We start from the raw sequence: 17461 nt of genomic DNA, 5'->3' as shown, positions 1-17461 counted from the left end.
TACCGTCTCGATTGGGACCTTGCCTCCAATACAATTGATTCAAGTGCTTCTACGTGAAACAAGACCGAAAAATGAAGAGTGTTCGTGGAGGGTTGCCCCGTGACAACGGGTTCCAAGAAGGCATAAATAAATCGCTAACTTGAAGGATTGGCACGTATCCAGTCGCTCGCCATAAATATACCAATGACGTCAAGGCTCAGAGCCTCAGATGGTGTTATCCCTGCGTGTATGGTTGACTGTCTGACATTTAGCTATCCAAAATTCTTCCAGTTTGATATTTCCCGACCTTTTTAGCGGCGTGAGCACTCTAAGAGGCTGGCCTGATAACAAGAAAGTTCATATTATGCTAGGAGCCTGTGTGCATTGTTTGGAATATAATTCACAGGGGCTTGGTGCCACACTTTTACTGAAACGCGAGTGAGTTCGGGAAAGTTCCAGAATGAAAAATAACGAAAAGGGTCGGAGAATGTTTAATGGGGTGGCGGTTAAGTTATTACAAAAAATTAAAGTTCATGTTGTCCCAAACGGTGGTGGAGGTTTTGGCATCTCTGAAGAAATCACCCAGACGATATCCATCAAGAGTTTGCCTAGCTCTCCTGAAATTTCATTTTGCTTTATAAACTTTGATTTTGATTCAATAACGCCTAAAGAAAGACAGGTGTCAGGAAAAACTTTCACGAAGTGTATTTTTTCACACAAGATCATAGAGGAATTTACATTTAAAAATTGTATATTTGTCGGCTGTATGTTCAATGGGGCGGCGTTCGTGGGGGTCGAGTTTCATGACTGCGAATTTCGCGAGTGCTTCTTTTACAAAGCAAGGTTTAAGGACACCTATATAGATCCAAGGTCTTTCATTTTCAGCAAAGAATGGCATTGGTTTAGAGCGAATGTCAATGCTGGGCTTTTTCAGTCAGTGTACAATAACTCCAAGAGCATGCATCAAGAAGAGTTTGCAATGCATTCTGATCGGAAATTTCAGTTTTACCGTAGGTATCAATATCTCTATGGAAATTACCCGGAAATTTATAGATTTCTAAAGGGGTTGTTGTTTGATTATTTGTTAGGGCATGGTTACGGAATTAAGAACACTCTTTTTATGACGCTAGTTTCAATTCTCGGATTCGCTTGGCTTCTTGACGGAAATGTAAAATCTGAGAATGGAACGTTTTTTGAGACCTTGTATTTTACAGTTGTATCACTGACGACGGTTGGGTATGGCGAGATCACGCCGCGTCATGAGCTTGCTCCCATGGTAATTACAATAGTTTTGCTTCTTTCATCAATTGCTTGGTGTGCAGTAGTTACCGCAATCATTGTAAAGAGGATTGTAAAGTAGTGGCATTTTCCATAATACAGTGTGGATCTACTGCTAGGGGTGATGCTAACCTTCATAGCGATGTAGATGTGATTTGTATCTGGTCGGGTAGCTCGCCAGCCTTTAGCCTGCTTGTCGAGAAATATGGCGAGCTGGCCTTTTACTCCTTGGAGACTATGAGACGGATGCGTTCTAAAGGTTCCCTATTTCTTACGCATTTGGACGTCGATGGTATTTTTATCGATGGTGACGAATCTTTGTTTGAAGAGTTTCGCGGATTTCGCCCGTCTGTTAGGCAAGTTCGCACTCTATATAAAGAAACCGCGCGGGCTGTAACAAGTTTGGAGTGGTTTCCTAATAGCGCACTTGGCGAGCTTTGGCTCTGCGATATTCTTTATGTTGCACTTCGGACCTGTCTTTACTGTAAGAATGCAATCAAGGGGGTTTACACTTTTGGCTATCTTGACGCAATGAAAGCATATGGTTTAAATGCAGATCAAATTGCAACAATGCTGCTTTTGAGGGAAGGCAAATATCGTTATAGAGCTTCAGCTTGGAATTCGGCTGCGACGAAGTTAGGTTTCGACTCGGGTTTAGCCAAGCAGGCATGTTTTGCGATTCTAGCCGAGGCAGTCGACATAGCGAGGGGCGGAAAGACAGACTGGGCAAAGTTATCCGAATGTCCGCGAGACTATTGGAGTGAAAGGTTGATAGAAAGGGCTATTCTAAATAAGGAGCATCAGGATGATGAGTTTATGATGAAGATGAAGCTCCATAACTACAATAAAAGATCTCTTAGATCTGACATCTCCAGAATAGTAAGAATGCATACGTTCAGTGTTTGATGGTTTGATAATTTTAGGAGTTTTTCCGGATCAGAAAAAATCAATTTCCTTTCGGTCATTAGTATATAGCTCGAAAGACGAGGCTCCGGCAAGCTTGCCGAAATTAGCGGCAAAGCTGTCTTTTTCCGCGGGGCTAGAGTTGTAACTCTAGGGAGATGCATGGCCGAAAAGTCTCCCGCCTCTTGCTCCCTTATCTCAATGGGAACTTCGCCTTGAACTTTCGTGTCGAGTATCTCGCTCGGATTAGTACAAAGAATAAGCCACCACGTATCGCCTCTCTCCGGTCTTCGAGCGAAAGCACGAGCTTTTCCATACGGCTCGAGACTGCCACGTTATAAAAGTGCTTCCCTAATTATTCAAGTCTAATCTTCAGTAGCATACGAGCCACTGCGAATGGTTCTGAGACTTCGGCTATCAGATGAAGCTGGGTACCCGCCCTGTTTTAACTAGATTTCGTAGTTGATAGCTTCGCGATTCCAGTTAAATAATTCTGGGCGCTCTGGATGCCTCCACTTTCCCACGCAAGGTATCCATCCGAACGAAGCGTCCCTTCTTCCAGGGCACTCCTTGTAGAAGACGATAGCCCTTAAATGGAAAGCTATGCAGTGCCTTAGACTCAACTTTTTGCCCAAAGTATTGATTGCAGCGATCACAGGTAATCCGGTCTTCCTATCGGGGCATTTGTCCCATCTCACAACTCGGGAACAATATGGGCTACTGCCGATGTCTTACTGCTGTGACAAACAATGCACGAGAGGGTAGTCGGCATATTTATGTGATCCCTAATCAATCCGCGTTTTCCGATACTTAATAATCGACCGGTCCGAAATGCCCACTGTAGTCAACGTGTGTGGAGATGAGACGATTGAGACACTCACGCTGACCAAGCCGCTTTCCAAAGGCCTAAGTCAGCTTTATATATTTAACATGGCAAAACCTTCCTGTCTTAGTCGGATTCATTCGATGGAGGGGGCGCGCGTAAATTAAATGAATCTCCAAAGATCGCGTGTAAATTATCGTTCGAGAGAGCAGCGAGACCCTTGCAAAGAGCGTGGTGCCAAGAGTTGTAATCTTTTTTCCTCTCGCTTATATAAATTTGATCATCAATTACTTGCTTGCGAAATTCTGTGGCTGAATTATATTTCTCTGCAGAAATTCTCAGCGTTTCCAATGAATCTAGTGTTCTATTAATGTAGGAGGTTTCATCTAATGAAATTTCGATATGGTAGTCAATGCGCAGCTGTTCCTCATCATTAAACGGTGTGCGGTCGTATGTAAGGTGAAAGCCGATAATGCCACAATCAAAGTTTACAACAGTGTAAACATTTAGTTTCTTTAATATCTGTTTGTCGAAATAAGGATGAAGGGGACTCGTAGTGGCTCCATGAGCATTTAACGAGTTTCTTTTGCTATTGCAGCTCCCGCAGGACGGCAACAGATTTAGGCTGTAAACTGAAAACTCCGGATATGATGCTTGGGGTAAATAATGCTCAATTGTCCGTGCACCGTCACCTCCACAGAATGGGCAACTGTTGAGCCCATTAATATAAAGCTCTGAGATCCAGTTAAGACCCGCGCTCACTGGTTTATTGGAGTAGGCATTTTCAAAATCTCCACGCTGCGCTTCACTCACCTCAATGGGGACAATCGAGGGCGATCCTTTTTTTAACACATATTGACGATAGGAATTTTTTATTTGCCCGCTAATTCCAACCAGGCTTGTGTAATGGGCGAGGACGCTTTCAAGTATAGTTCTATCGAAAATTCGTTTATAGGAGAGGGATCTCAATGTCATTCTCCTTGATGCTTCATTAGCTCTCTTATTTTTACAAGCATATCCATGCTTAAAAACCCATTATATCTATCCACTATTTCGTTAAGGTTTAAAGAGGAGTCCGCAATCTCAGAAGCTATTTTACTGTGAAACGATGTAATTAAGCTATCTCCGAAGACGGAGTTTGATAATGCGGTTACGCTCGCGCCAAGAGTATTCATATATACCCTCTCAACACTTACGTTTTTTGAATTGTCTGTTTTTATTACGTGCGCGCAGTGTGAAGGTACTTCGCGGACGACATATGCAGAGTGAGTCGCAATTAACGCGACGGAGGATGTTGCTTTGAGAACCATATAAAGCAGGTTCATGAATTCGGTTACAAGATTCGGGTGAAGATGGGTTTCTGGTTCGTCAATTAATACAATGGTGCCTTGGTTTGCAGATGTTAGGAAATGTGTTGCAAACCGAAAATACATTTTCTGCCCACTACTTAGAGGAACTGCTAGGTTTTCATCTGCCCTGAATGCTAGATCGCGCGAAAAATCGATATCGCCCAAGATCTCCAGCAATCTCATTTCTCCTCCTCTGATCGCGTTAATCCCTGCCCATTGATTGCCCGCCTCGTCAGTTATGTATGACGTGCTAGTGGCCTCTGCAAGTATAGGGACTAGTAACTGCGCCGAAGGTATAACTTTTTGGAGGATTTTTTTTAATAATATAAATCGACTTTCAGTGCCAATTAAGTCAGCTTCGTTTCGTATTATGTCAACAAGCAATCGTGGAAGAGTTTCCGAACTGTCCAGGCCGATATCAAAATATTGATAATCGAGAGGCCCTGCGAGATTGGTAGTGCGAGGAAAAATATTTCCAGGGTCTGATGAGTAGACTATTATTCTACTGTACGAAGGAAGTTGCATCCAATCCGATTCATCTATTCCTAAGTTCGATGCGCTCGTTGTCTTATCATTTATGTCATACAGCTCAGATCTTTGTCCTTCTGGTAAATCCGAGTTCAGCTTGGCAGCTATTCCCAATACTAGATTATTAAGGTACCTTGTTTTTCCGACCCCGTTCACTCCAATAAGGCAATGAATTCTATCAGGGATAAACTCTATCTCGTGATACGGAAAGCCTATTGTGTGTTTGTTTTGAAAGCCCTGTAACTTCGTTGAAAAGCTAAAAGGGATTTTAGCTTCTACTAGCGGTTGTCTGCGAAACGCTGATTTATAACCAAAGCGAAAAGCCTTATATGGACCTAGATCCCTAAGTACAGCAACCTTGAATTGCTGAGTTTCGATGATTTTAGCGTATGTGCTAGAGCTAAGATTTCCGGCATGTAGGTTGGCATTTATTTCTTGTATGGAAGTAAGAAGGCTATCAAAATCCGCTCTTGGTATTTTGCTGGCAAGATCGCTGTAGCTTTGTTGGGAAGCAAAAACTAGTGAATAGTTGGGGAAGATTTTATTGGGGGTTTTCCATTTTGTTTCGTCTGTATTCGCAGATCGTAGGTATTTTATCCATTCGGTTACTGAAGGTTGAGGCGTATCTTCCACAAATGGCAGTAGTCGTGCTGGTATATCTGTGAGTAAGCCGTTAACCAAAACTCTCACATTTACACGCAACGTATATCCGAAATCATTCCAACCCGATCCAGTCGCATATATTAAAACTTGATTCGGGCCATCAAGCGATCTAGCTTCCTCGTGAAACTTAATTTCCCACATCCCTTTAATCCTTTGATGAAATCTTGAAAGCTCCAATGCTTTCGACTGAATTTATTTACGTCGCACTTTTATCGTTCGCTTATTACCGTACTTTTATGTGCTACGGTTTTTTTTGAGATGCTAGCAGAATGATATCGAGTAAGGCTAGGGCACCCGATCAGGTAGAGGGGATGCGCAGAAGGCAGCTATGCACCGTTAAATCACAGGAAGAAGTCATTTTTGCTTATGGCGCTGAGTATGCATGAGTTGATGCGCGGCGATGTGGTAACGCGACTCGCGCGCGTCAAGCTAGGTTGCCAGTGCTTGATCGCTTCTCAATTTAGATTTGCGACATCCAAGGTCCACTTTTGGTCGATAGCTGCACTCGTTTTCACGTATGAAATACAGCTTTGCAGTGATTTACGGAACGAAACTCCAATCGTGACGTAACGCAAATTCAGCTCATAAACACCAGCGTTTAAAAAGACATCTCCAGTCACGCTCCCAGGCTACACATCCTTGCGCCTTTGCCTACAGCTGCGCCAGAATCCGCCGGCTTGTGCGCCTTGGGGGCGGGTTCTATTGTGGTCGGGTCGCTGACGAATCAGCGATCGGGTTTGGTAGCCCGGCTTAGACTTGGCGCATTGCGTCACCCGATTCAGTCCTTTTAGGGGCTGTTGCTTTATGGTGGCCATGCGCAGGGCGTCTTCGGGCGCGCCGGTTTTCCAAGTCACCGGTCTACCAACCTTCGTATGGCCACCACCCCCTTCGTTTGGTAGCGAAAAGATGATGGCTCCTTTTCTATGATTTGGAGATTCACTCATGATCAAACCAACACCCAACCCGCCCGAAACCGACTCCACGTCTCCCTACGAATCCCTCGATTCCAACAAGCTCCACGAAGCCGCCGACCGCGCGCTAGATCATTACCTTACTCCCAATAATCTCCTGCCTCCGCCGCGTAAGGCGCGGGGGATGTATGCGGTGACGGCGGATACCAAGAATGAAGAACTGCTGGCTGATGCGAGTGAAACGCTTGCTTCGGCGAAGACGATTGCTCAGGACATTTCCAGTCTGTTGCCGGCGCCGCAGCGGCGGGCGTTGTTGGGGGTTGCTCAACTGATCATGTTGGGGGAGCTGGCGGTGAATCGGGTGATGGATAATTTGGAGGTGGCGGGGTGATGTTGTTGGCCTTGGTCCGGCGCTGCGCCTTGGGATTTTAGGTGCGCCAGAAAAGCCCCTCACCCCAGCCCTCTCCCGGAGGGAGAGGGGGCCGACCGAGGTGTCTTGCGTTTTACATCGACCTGAGCGACCGCGTTGATTATGGATTCAGAGCGATGCGTTCAGGTCGGCGTATTTCTCGAACATCCCCGAATCGGTTCCCTCTCCCTCGGGAGAGGGCTAGGGTGAGGGGCTTCCTGGCCGTGACAACAGGGTCTCCAGTCTGGCCAACGGCGGCGCATCCTGATTGCGATCAAATACTTGGATTCCAACCTTGAGCAACCGTCCATTCTCTGCGCTGGCGATTACCTGTTCACAGCGCAACATAAGCCGTCCTTGATCACATTCAACAGCCTTCACCCCATTCGGCAATCGACCTTCCAGCCGTAGCTCAGCCATCCGGCTCTGCGCGGCAATCATCGCCACCGACCGATCCCTTAAAACCCCACTGCTCTGCGTCATCAACCCCGCGACGCGCACGGCGGCGGACATGGCGACGGCGATGATTGCCAGTGCCACCAGCACTTCAATCAGGGTGAATCCTTCCTCTCGCGTTCGCGCGCGCATACATGGCCCAAAACCAAAACCCAGCCCTCGACGCTAACCCCCGTCCTTGACGGCTTGACGACGGAAACACCCGAGGATTTTCAACATCCCTGACATATCTTCTTGCAACACTGCGCGTCGAATTCGGATCAAGCCAGGGAATGTCGAGATGGATATCGCACCTTTGAACACGCTCAGTCAGTCACCGCGCATGCCGCGTAGCCAGCAGGGTTTTACCTTGATCGAGATCATGGTGGTGGTGGTGATTCTGGGGATTCTGGCGGCGATGGTGGTGCCCAAGGTGCTTGACCGGCCGGATCAGGCGCGGGCGACGGCGGCGAAGCAGGATATTGGTGGGTTGATGCAGGCGTTGAAGTTGTATCGCCTCGATCACGGCACGTATCCGAGCATGAATCAGGGGCTGAAGGTGTTGGTCGAGCGGCCGGCGGATGCGAAGAACAGCAACTGGCGTTCGTACCTGGAGCGTTTGCCGAATGACCCGTGGGGTCGTCCTTATCAGTACCTCAACCCCGGCGCGAATGGCGAGGTCGATATCTTTTCCCTCGGCGCCGATGGACAGCCTGACGGCGATGGCGTGAATGCCGATATCGGTTCCTGGCAGCTGTAAGGCCGGCCATGAATACGCGTTCGCTCAACGGGGCGAAGCAACGGGGTATGGCGATCATCAGCGCGTTGTTGATTGCTGCCGTGGTGGCGGTGATTGCGGCGGGGATGTTGACGCGCCAGAGCGTGTCGACCCGTGCGCTGGAGGCCGATCAGCAGCGGGTGCAGGGGCGCTGGGTGGCGCAGGGTGGCCTGGAGATCAGCCGACAGTTGCTATGGGATGCGCGGCTGCGTGACCCATTGACTCGGCGTGATCAGCCCTGGGCGCAGCCGTTGCTGGCAGCGGATTTTGCGGGGCGTCTGGAGGATGAGCAGGGCAAGTTCAACCTGCGCAATCTGGTCGCTAACGAGCGGATTGATGAGTCGCAGGTGCAAGCGTTCGAGCGTTTGTGTGCGCTGATCGGTGTGAGTGCCGTTGTCACCCAGCGCATCCGCCAGCGGGTGATCGCCGGCTATCCGCATCTGCTGAATGCGCAAATTGGCTCGACCGGCACTGCGGGGCTCGACAGTGGCCGCGCCACTTCGCCCGATGCCGCCCAAAAACCGCAACCGCCAAAGGTGCCGATGCTGCGCACGCTGGATGATCTGCGCAGTGTCGAAGGGGTGACGGATGCGCTGATCGTTCAACTGACGCCTTACGTGACGGTAATTCCGGCGACGACCTGGATCAACGGCAACACCGCCACGGCGCAGGTACTCGCGGCGTATGTGCCGGGGCTTTCGCTGGAGCGGGCAGCGGCGTTGATTGTTGAGCGCGATGCCGGGCGCTGGTTTATCAATCGTGGCGATTTTGTGAATCGCTTGCGCATGCCGCAGCTGGAAATGAGCGATGTGAAGGTCGGCATTACCAGTGACTGGTTCCGTTTGCGCGGCGAGGCGCGGCGTGATAAGCGGCGGGTCAGCCTTGATGCTTTGCTGCACCGCAGCGAGGATCGGTTGCCGCAGGTGATCTGGTCGCGGGTGGGTGCATGAGTCAGTTGCGCGTTGCATTGCCGCCGTTGGCGGAGCTGGAGTTGCACAGCGAAGTGAGCTGCGCGTGGCTGGATCGTCAGGGCCAGGTCAGTCTTGAAGAACGGCTGACGCTGAGTCAGTTGGGGCAACGGCCAAAACAGCCGTCGTTGCTGTGTTTTCTGCACCCGGCCGACAGCCTGCTCGCGAGCCTCGATCTACCGCCGCTGCCCGCCAGCAAAATTGTCGCCGCCGTGCAGTGTGCGGCGCAGGCCTTGATGCTGGGCGACAGTGCCTTGATGCATATCGGGCACAGCCCCCGCGATGCAAGCGGGAGAGTGCAGATCGCGTGGGTGTCGCGGCAGCACTTGCAGCGTCTGGCCGCCGTGCTCAAGCAGTCGGGTTTGAGCCTGAGCGGTTTGTATCCCGCGCCTTACAGCCTGCCGGTGTCGTCGGACGTTGTCGTTTGCGTGCGGGACGGTCATTTACTCAAACGCGAAAGTTTGCAGCATGCGCAGGTTGAGCCGCTGCTCGGTGACGACGTTGAGCAAGCATCGTTCGAACCGGAGGCAACGCAACGCTGGACCGGTCCTTTGCCGGGTTGGGGTTTGCACGGCGGCTTGCAGCAGACCGGCGGCGAGCAACGCGGTTGGGGTCGTGCGGCGGGTTGTGTGGCTGTGGCCGTGGCGGTCTGGGTGATCGGCCTGAATCTCTACGCCGCCCGCGAAGCGCGGCAGGGCCAGCAGCTCAAGGCGCAAATGAGTCAGCGGGTCAAACAGGCCTTCCCCGAATTGCCGGTGATTCTTAACCCGCTGCAGCAGGCGCGTCAGCAACTGGAGCAGCGGCAAAAAGGTGCGGTCGACGATCCGGCGCAGAACTTCAATCGACTGGTGTTGCAGGCCGGTACTGGCATGCCGTTCATGGCCGGCAGTGTCGAGCGCCTGACGTATCGCGACGGTGCTTTGCAACTGGCGCTGCTCAGCGATGCACGCCGTGGCGGTAACGACAAGGACTTGCAAAGCACGTTGGCCCAGGCGGGGATCAGCGTCAGCGCCGATGACGAGGGCTGGACGCTGCGCCCGGCTGGCGAGGCGACCGCAAACGAAAACACAACCGAAGACGACAGCAGCGGAGCAGACGATGAGTAGGGCGACGCTGGCGATTTACCGTGCGCGCTGGCAGCGCTTCAGCGGCCAGTTGCAGGCGCGCTGGCAGCCGTTGGCACTGCGCGAAAAACGCATGGTCGGCGGCATGGCCGTGGTGCTGATCGGTCTGCTGGTCTGGCTGACCCTGGTCAAGCCGCCGTTGGCCAAGATCACTTTTTGGCAAAGCGAAACGCCCAAGCTGCGCGCCCAGACCGAAGCGCTTGAAGTGCTGTTGCGCGGCGTCAATGTGCGTGCGCAAGGGCTGAGCATCAACCAATCGCTGGAGCAAAGTCTGCAAGCGGCGGGTCTGGCCGGGCACTTCCGATTACAAGCGGCAGACGGCGGTTCGTGGCAGTTGAATATCGACGCCGCACCCGCCGATGCGCTGCTCGACTGGCTGCTGAGCCAGCCGTCACAACTTTCTCTGCACGTGGTCGAGGCGCAGTTGCGACGCGCAAGCGAGGCCTCCACCGAAGTCACCGCCGGCACTTTGTCAGGCACCGTTCGCATGGATCAGGCGCAGGGCGCTAAGGAAGCTTCATGAAGGAGTCACGCTGCAAACCGGCACGTCTGGCGCTGCCGTTGTTGCTGATGGCGTTGAGCGCGTGTAACAGCACCACGGCTCCGCAAAACCAGCCGCCACTGCTGGTCGACAGTGAACTGGGCCGGCCGCTGGCCAACACCCAACGCAGCGGCGATGCGGTTGCTGATCGCGAACGCGCGCAAGCCCAGGCGCGGCCGGTGCCGAAGCAATTGCACAACATCAGCCAGCGCGGGCGCAGTGGCGGCGCTGCGCCGAGCAATGCGACCCCGCGCAATCCGTTGGGCGAGCAACCGGTGACGCTGAATTTCGTCGAGGCGGATATTCAGGCGGTCGTGCGTGCGTTGTCGCGTGCCACCGGGCAGCAGTTTCTGGTCGATCCTCGGGTCAAGGGCACTCTGACCCTGGTCTCCGAAGGTCAGGTGCCGGCACGGCAGGCTTACGACATGCTGCTCGCTGCATTGCGCATGCAGGGTTTCAGCGTGGTCGACGTTGGCGGTGTCGCCCAAGTGGTGCCAGAGGCCGACGCGAAATTGCTCGGCGGGCCGATTTACAGCGCCGACAAACCGGCCGACAACGGCATGCTCACGCGCACGTTTCGCCTGCAATACGAGAACGCGGTCAACCTGATCCCGGTGCTGCGCCCGATCGTATCGCCGAACAATCCGATCAACGCCTATCCGGGCAACAACACCATCGTCATTACCGATTACGCCGAGAACCTGACCCGCGTCGCGCAGTTGATCGACAGCATCGACACGCCGAGCGCGATCGACACCGATGTGGTGCAGATCCAGAACGGCATTGCTGCCGACATCGCACCGATGGTCGCCGACCTGCTCGATGCGCCGGGTAATGATCCGACGCAGAAAATCGCGGTGATCGGCGACCCACGTTCCAACACCATCATCATCCGTGCCGGCAGTCCCGAGCGCACTGAGCTGGCGCGCAACCTGATCTACAAACTCGACAATGCGCAGAGCAATCCGAGCAATCTGCATGTGGTCTATTTGCGCAACGCCCAGGCGGCAAAACTGGCGCAAGCCTTGCGCGGTTTGCTCACCGGTGAAAGCGACAGCGGCACCAGCGACGCGGCGCGTTCGGTGCTCAGCTCGATGGGCAGCAGCACCGGCGGTAATGGTGCTCAGAACGGCCAAAGCAGTACGCCCAGCACTGGCACGTCAACCACGACCAGCAGCGGCGGAACCGGCGGCAGCTATGCGCAGGGCAGTGGCGGCGGCGCCAGCAGTGGCGGCACGCAGAGCAGCGAACAGAACGTCGCCTTCAGCGCCGGCGGCGTGACGATTCAGGCCGACGCCACGACCAACACGCTGCTGATTTCAGCCCCGGAGCCGCTGTATCGCAACCTGCGCGAAGTCATCGATTTGCTTGATCAGCGCCGTGCGCAAGTGGTGATCGAAAGCCTGATCGTCGAGGTCGGCGAGGACGATGCCAGCGAATTCGGCGTGCAATGGCAAACCGGCAATCTCGCCGGCAACGGCGTGATCGGTGGCGCCAACCTTGGTGGTGCGGGTCTCAACACCAGTGGGAAGACCAGCATCGATGTGCTGCCTCAGGGTTTGAATCTCGGCTACGTCAACGGCACCGTCGACATCCCCGGGATCGGCAAGATTCTGGACCTGAAAGTGCTGGCCCGGGCATTGAAAAGCAAGGGTGGTACCAACGTGTTGTCAACGCCGAATTTGCTGACCCTGGACAACGAAGCGGCGAGCATTTTTGTCGGCCAGACCATCCCTTTTGTCAGCGGCAGCTACGTCACTGGCGGCGGTGGCACCAGCAACAACCCGTTCCAGACCGTGACCCGCGAAGAGGTCGGCCTCAAGCTCAACGTACGGCCGCAGATTTCCGAAGGCGGCACGGTCAAGCTGGATATCTATCAAGAGGTCAGCAGCATCGATGAGCGCGCCTCCAACAGCGTGACCTCGGCGGGGATCGTCACCAACAAACGGGCGATCGACACCAGCATCCTGCTGGATGACGGCCAGATCATGGTGCTCGGCGGCTTGCTCCAGGACGGCTACAGCCAGAGCAACGACGCGGTGCCTTGGTTGTCGACGATTCCGGGGATTGGCGCGCTGTTTCGCAACGAGCGTCGGGCGATCACCAAGACCAATTTGATGGTCTTCCTGCGCCCGTACATCATCCGCGACAGCGAAGCGGGGCGCAGCATTACGCTGAACCGCTACGATTTCATGCGCCGCGCCCAGGGCGGATTGCAGCCGGAGCGCAGCTGGGCGATGCCGGACATGCAGGCGCCGCAATTGCCGAACTCCGCTCAAGGTGTGCCGCCTTCAGGCCCGCGCGCAACGATCAAGGCAGTGCCCATTCAATGAACATCACGATCTGTTGCGATCCTGATCGTTCCCACGCTCCGCGTGGGAATGCAGCAAGGGACGCTCTGCGTCCCAGAGCCGACGCAGAGCGCCGGAAGAGGCATTCCCACGCAGAGCGTGGGAACGATCAACGATCACAGCCTTCGGCAGCTCCTACAAGGAGGTGTTTGTCTTGAGTCGGTTGCCGTATGCCTGGGCCAAGGCGCAGCGCATTCTGTTGCGCGACGGCGTGTTGTTGGTGTGTCCGTCGACGCCCGGCTGGTCGGTCAGCGAGGTGCGCCGTCAGTTCGGCGCGACGCCAATCGAGCGGGTGCGCGATGACGAACTCGACGGTCTGCTCGCCAGCGCTTATGCCGACACCGGCAGTGCGGCGGCGGTGGTGGGCGCCGCCGAGAACGAAGTCGACCTTGATCGGTTGATGCAGGACATGCCGGAAATCACCGACCTGCTCGACACCCAGGACGGAGCGCCGGTGATTCGCATGATCAACGCACTGCTGACGCAAGCGGCGCGTGACGAGGCCAGCGACATTCACATCGAGCCCTTCGAAACCCATTCGGTGGTGCGCTATCGCGTCGACGGCACGCTGCGTGACGTGGTCTCGCCCCGCAAGGCGTTGCACGGTGCGCTGGTGTCGCGGATCAAGATCATGGCGCAACTCGATATCGCTGAAAAACGTTTGCCGCAGGACGGCCGCATCGCGCTGCGGGTGGCCGGGCGGCCGATTGATATTCGTGTGTCCACGGTGCCAACCGGCCATGGCGAACGCGTGGTGATGCGCTTGCTCGACAAGCAGGCCGGGCGCCTGCAGCTGGAGACGTTGGGCATGGATGCGCAAGTGCTGGCCAAACTCGATCATCTGATCCGCCAGCCCCACGGCATTGTGTTGGTCACCGGGCCGACCGGCAGCGGCAAAACCACCAGCCTCTATGCGGCACTCGCGCGTCTGGACGCGAGCACCAGCAACATTCTCACGGTGGAAGATCCGGTGGAATACGACCTGCCCGGGATCAGCCAGATTCAGGTCAACGCCAAGATCGACATGACGTTTGCCTTGGCGCTGCGGGCGATTCTGCGCCAGGACCCGGACATCATCATGATCGGCGAAATCCGCGACCTGGAGACCGCGCAAATCGCTGTCCAGGCTTCGTTGACCGGCCACCTGGTGCTGGCGACGCTGCACACCAACGACGCGGTGTCGGCGGTCAACCGGCTGGTGGACATGGGTGTCGAACCGTTTCTGCTGGCCTCATCGATGCTCGGGGTACTCGCGCAACGGCTGGTGCGGCGCCTGTGCAATCAATGCAAACAGGAAGACCCGGCCACGCCCGGCACCTGGCGCCCGGTCGGTTGCGCGGCGTGCAATCAAACCGGTTACAGCGGCCGCACCGGCATTCATGAACTGTTTTGCATCGACGACGACATCCGCACCCTGATTCACCAAGGGGCAGGGGAGCAGGCCTTGCGTGCTGCGGCGTCGAAGGCGGGGATGTTCAGTTTGCGTGAGGACGGCGAACGCTGGATTCGTAGTGGTGCCACCGCGCCGGAAGAAATCCTTCGTGTCACACGGGACGCCTGATGAATCGCTATCGCTTTGAAGCGGCGGATGCCACCGGCAAAATCGAGTCCGGACACCTTGAGGCGGACAGCCAGAGCGCGGCGTTCAGTGCCTTGCGCGGGCGGGGTCTGACGGCGTTGTCGGTGCACGAAGAAAGCAACGTTGCCCGGCAGGGCGGCGGTGGGTTGTTCAGTGCGCGGCTGTCGGACAACGATCTGGCATGGGCCACGCGGCAACTGTCGAGTCTGCTCGGTGCCAGTCTGCCGCTGGAAGCCGCGTTGAGTGCCACCGTCGAGCAGGCCGAGAAAAAACACATCGCCCAGACCCTGAGCGCCGTGCGCGCCGATGTGCGCAGCGGCATGCGCCTGGCTGAATCGTTGGCGTCGCGGCCTCGGGATTTTCCGGAGATTTACCGTGCGCTGATCGCAGCGGGCGAGGAGTCCGGCGATTTGGCGCAGGTCATGGAGCGGTTGGCCGATTACATTGAGGAGCGCAACAACCTGCGCGGCAAGATTCTTACAGCGTTTATTTACCCCGGCGTGGTCGGGCTGGTGTCGATCGGCATTGTGATTTTCCTGCTCAGCTACGTGGTGCCGCAGGTGGTCAGCGCGTTTTCCCAGGCGCGGCAGGATTTGCCCGGGCTGACCCTGGCGATGCTCACCGCGAGTGACTTTATTCGTGCCTGGGGCTGGTTGTGCGCGGCGATCATCGCCGGGGCGTTCTGGAGTTGGCGGCTGTATTTGCGTAATCCGGCGGCGCGGTTGAGCTGGCATCATCGGGTGCTGAAATTGCCGCTGTTTGGTCGCTTCATTCTGGGCCTGAACACCGCGCGGTTCGCCTCGACCCTGGCGATTCTCGGCGGCGCCGGGGTGCCGCTGTTGCGCGCCCTGGAGGCGGCGCGGCAGACGCTGTCCAATGATCGCCTGAGCCTGAGCGTCACCGAGGCCACGGCAAAAGTGCGCGAAGGCGTCAACCTCGCCGCCGCGCTGCGGGTGGAGAACGTGTTCCCGCCGGTGCTGATTCACCTGATCGCCAGCGGTGAAAAAACCGGATCACTGCCCCCGATGCTGGAGCGCGCGGCGCAGACGTTGTCGCGGGATATCGAGCGCCGGGCGATGGGCATGACGGCGTTGCTTGAACCGCTGATGATCGTGGTGATGGGTGGGGTGGTGCTGGTGATTGTGATGGCGGTGTTGTTGCCGATCATCGAGATCAACCAGTTGGTGCAATAACCACATTTGATGGTGTCTGATCGGGCCTCTTCGCGAGCAAGCTCGCTCCCACAGTGTTCGGTGTTGTGAAGCAAATTGCATTAACAACATCAATCCCTGTGGGAGCGAGCTTGCTCGCGAAGAGGCCAGTCAAGGCAACAAATCATTCAGCTTTTTTTCACCAGCCTCAGCATCACCCGAGTGCTAATCCGGCCATCCTCGGGTTCTCCGTTCTGTCATCTGCAACCGCCTTTCAACGGCTCCAGCCCGATTCAGCGAAAACCCGGGCCCAGACGCCTCATCACCCTGCACAAACCCCCGAGAAAACCCCCTGTAAATCGCTTCCTGGCTCCCGAGGTTTTTTCCTTTATCTGTCACTGGAAGCTGCGAATTTCTCAGTGCGACTTCACTTGGGCCTGTGTCAGCGAGGGCCAGGTGGGGCCTCCCGGCGTCATGCAAGTCATCCGAAAAACCTGTGTTAACCACCTAGTTGAAAAGGAGATTCTTCATGTTCAAGCGCACTCTGATCGCAGCTTCCCTGACCGTCGCCGCTCTGGCTTCCGCTCAAGCCATGGCCGTTACCGGTGGTGGTGCAACCCTGCCAGCCGCTCTGTACAAAGGTTCTGCCGACAGCATCCTGCCAGCCAACTTCTCCTACGCCGCCATCGGTAGCGGCGGTGGCAAGACTGCCTTCCTGACCAACAACCCGGCTGGCTTCAGCACTACCGGCACCGTGCATTTCGCCGGCAGCGACTCGATCCTCAGCGCCACCGAACTGAGCACTTACAACACCAACTTCCGCACCTCTTTCGGCCCGCTGATCCAGCTGCCTTCGGTGGCCACTTCGGTTGCCATCCCTTACAAAAAAGCCGGCCAGACTGCGCTCAACCTGACCAGCGCTCAGCTCTGCGACGCTTTTTCCGGTGCCAAAACCACATGGGGCGCTCTGCTGGGCACTGCTGATGCCACTCCGATCCGTGTCGTTTATCGCAACGTTTCCAGCGGCACCACCGAAATCCTCAGCCGTCACCTGAACTCGGTCTGCCCGACCAAGTTCGCCACCAGCACCACCTTCACCAGCGCTCGTCTGCCTGCCGGTTCGACCTTGCCCTCGAACTGGGTCGGTGTCGCCAGCACTGCTGACGTCGCCACTTCCGTGAACGCGGTTGACGGTTCCATCGGCTACGTCGGTCCAGACGGTGTCGACGCTACCAGCAACGCTGTGGTTGCACGCGTCAACGGCGTTCAGCCGACTTCGCTGAACGTCACCCTGGCACTGTCGTCGGTGGCTGCGCCTTCGACTGCCGCTCAGGCCGCAAACCCTGCCAACTGGTCGCCAGTGGTCGCCAACCCGGCTTCGGGTTACAAACTGGCTGCCTACACCAACTTCATCTTCGGTCAATGCTACAAGGACGCCGCTGTAGCCGCCGACGTCAAAGCCTTCCTGACCAAGCACTACGGCAACCCCGGCAACAATGCTGCGACCCAGGCGCACAAGTTCGTCGCTGTGCCTAACGCCTGGAAAACCGCTGTAACCGCCAACTTCATCACCAACACCTCGGGCAACAACCTGGACATCAACAACGCCAGCGTCTGCAACGCTATCGGTCGTCCTTTGTAAGCTCAACCTCGCACGTGCAACAGCGGCAACCTTCGGGTTGCCGTTTTTT

General features: G+C 55.4%; 14 protein-coding genes. 11 read left to right on the top strand and 3 right to left on the bottom strand.

Features of this window, described 5'->3' with window-relative positions; all coding sequences use genetic code 11:
- Positions 1-439: 439 nt before the first annotated feature.
- Positions 440-1339: an ion channel gene (locus tag HU727_RS06140; protein ID WP_076562590.1), complete on the top strand. Its 900-nt coding sequence runs from the start codon at positions 440-442 to the stop codon at positions 1337-1339.
- Positions 1339-2163 (top strand): hypothetical protein, encoded by an 825-nt coding sequence (locus tag HU727_RS06135; protein WP_186529203.1) that lies wholly within the window; start codon positions 1339-1341, stop codon positions 2161-2163. The genes HU727_RS06140 and HU727_RS06135 overlap by 1 nt, the downstream gene beginning before the upstream one ends.
- A 946-nt stretch (positions 2164-3109) precedes the next feature.
- On the opposite strand, the gene HU727_RS06130 is transcribed toward HU727_RS06135, so the two are convergent.
- Together HU727_RS06130 and HU727_RS06125 are read right to left on the bottom strand one after the other, a co-directional pair.
- Positions 3110-3952, bottom strand: a complete 843-nt coding sequence (locus tag HU727_RS06130) for a hypothetical protein (protein WP_186529201.1) — start codon at positions 3950-3952, stop codon at positions 3110-3112.
- 2 nt (positions 3953-3954) lie between these two features.
- Entirely contained in the window at positions 3955-5664 is a 1710-nt protein-coding gene (locus tag HU727_RS06125; RefSeq protein ID WP_186529199.1) for an AAA family ATPase, read from the bottom strand.
- 801 nt (positions 5665-6465) lie between these two features.
- Between HU727_RS06125 and HU727_RS06120 the strand changes: the two genes are divergently transcribed.
- On the top strand, positions 6466-6825 hold the full coding sequence (locus tag HU727_RS06120; protein WP_186529196.1) for a DUF6124 family protein: 360 nt from the start codon (positions 6466-6468) through the stop codon (positions 6823-6825).
- A 219-nt stretch (positions 6826-7044) separates the two neighbouring features.
- On the opposite strand, the gene gspI is transcribed toward HU727_RS06120, so the two are convergent.
- Positions 7045-7431: a type II secretion system minor pseudopilin GspI gene (gene gspI / locus HU727_RS06115; protein ID WP_110600310.1), complete on the bottom strand. Its 387-nt coding sequence runs from the start codon at positions 7429-7431 to the stop codon at positions 7045-7047.
- Positions 7432-7579: 148 nt separating this feature from the next.
- Between gspI and gspG the strand changes: the two genes are divergently transcribed.
- The 8 genes from gspG to HU727_RS06075 all read left to right on the top strand — a co-directional run bounded on the left by gspG (position 7580) and on the right by HU727_RS06075 (position 17412).
- Positions 7580-8038, top strand: coding sequence for a type II secretion system major pseudopilin GspG (gspG, locus tag HU727_RS06110; RefSeq protein ID WP_024013159.1), 459 nt, complete (start codon positions 7580-7582; stop codon positions 8036-8038).
- Between the two features lie 8 nt (positions 8039-8046).
- A complete protein-coding gene (gspK, locus tag HU727_RS06105; protein WP_186529194.1) occupies positions 8047-9006 on the top strand; it encodes a type II secretion system minor pseudopilin GspK in 960 nt (319 codons plus the stop codon).
- On the top strand, positions 9003-10130 hold the full coding sequence (gspL, locus tag HU727_RS06100) for a type II secretion system protein GspL (protein ID WP_186529192.1): 1128 nt from the start codon (positions 9003-9005) through the stop codon (positions 10128-10130). The genes gspK and gspL overlap by 4 nt, the downstream gene beginning before the upstream one ends.
- Positions 10123-10671, top strand: coding sequence for a type II secretion system protein GspM (gene gspM, locus HU727_RS06095; protein WP_186529190.1), 549 nt, complete (start codon positions 10123-10125; stop codon positions 10669-10671). The genes gspL and gspM overlap by 8 nt, the downstream gene beginning before the upstream one ends.
- Positions 10668-13022, top strand: coding sequence for a type II secretion system secretin GspD (gene gspD, locus HU727_RS06090; RefSeq protein WP_186529188.1), 2355 nt, complete (start codon positions 10668-10670; stop codon positions 13020-13022). Before gspM ends, gspD begins: the two co-directional genes overlap by 4 nt.
- A gap of 172 nt (positions 13023-13194) precedes the next feature.
- A complete protein-coding gene (gene gspE, locus HU727_RS06085; protein ID WP_186529174.1) occupies positions 13195-14601 on the top strand; it encodes a type II secretion system ATPase GspE in 1407 nt (468 codons plus the stop codon).
- Positions 14601-15812: a type II secretion system inner membrane protein GspF gene (gene gspF, locus HU727_RS06080; protein ID WP_186529172.1), complete on the top strand. Its 1212-nt coding sequence runs from the start codon at positions 14601-14603 to the stop codon at positions 15810-15812. The genes gspE and gspF overlap by 1 nt, the downstream gene beginning before the upstream one ends.
- Before the next feature lie 487 nt (positions 15813-16299).
- Positions 16300-17412 (top strand): substrate-binding domain-containing protein, encoded by a 1113-nt coding sequence (locus HU727_RS06075; RefSeq protein ID WP_186529169.1) that lies wholly within the window; start codon positions 16300-16302, stop codon positions 17410-17412.
- The last annotated feature ends 49 nt before the right edge of the window (positions 17413-17461 follow it).

The sequence above is a fragment of the Pseudomonas khorasanensis genome, assembly GCF_014268505.2.
In the GTDB taxonomy this organism is placed as follows: domain Bacteria; phylum Pseudomonadota; class Gammaproteobacteria; order Pseudomonadales; family Pseudomonadaceae; genus Aquipseudomonas; species Aquipseudomonas khorasanensis.
Note: the sequence above shows the minus strand (reverse complement) of the source record. Positions and strands in the feature narration are given on the sequence as shown.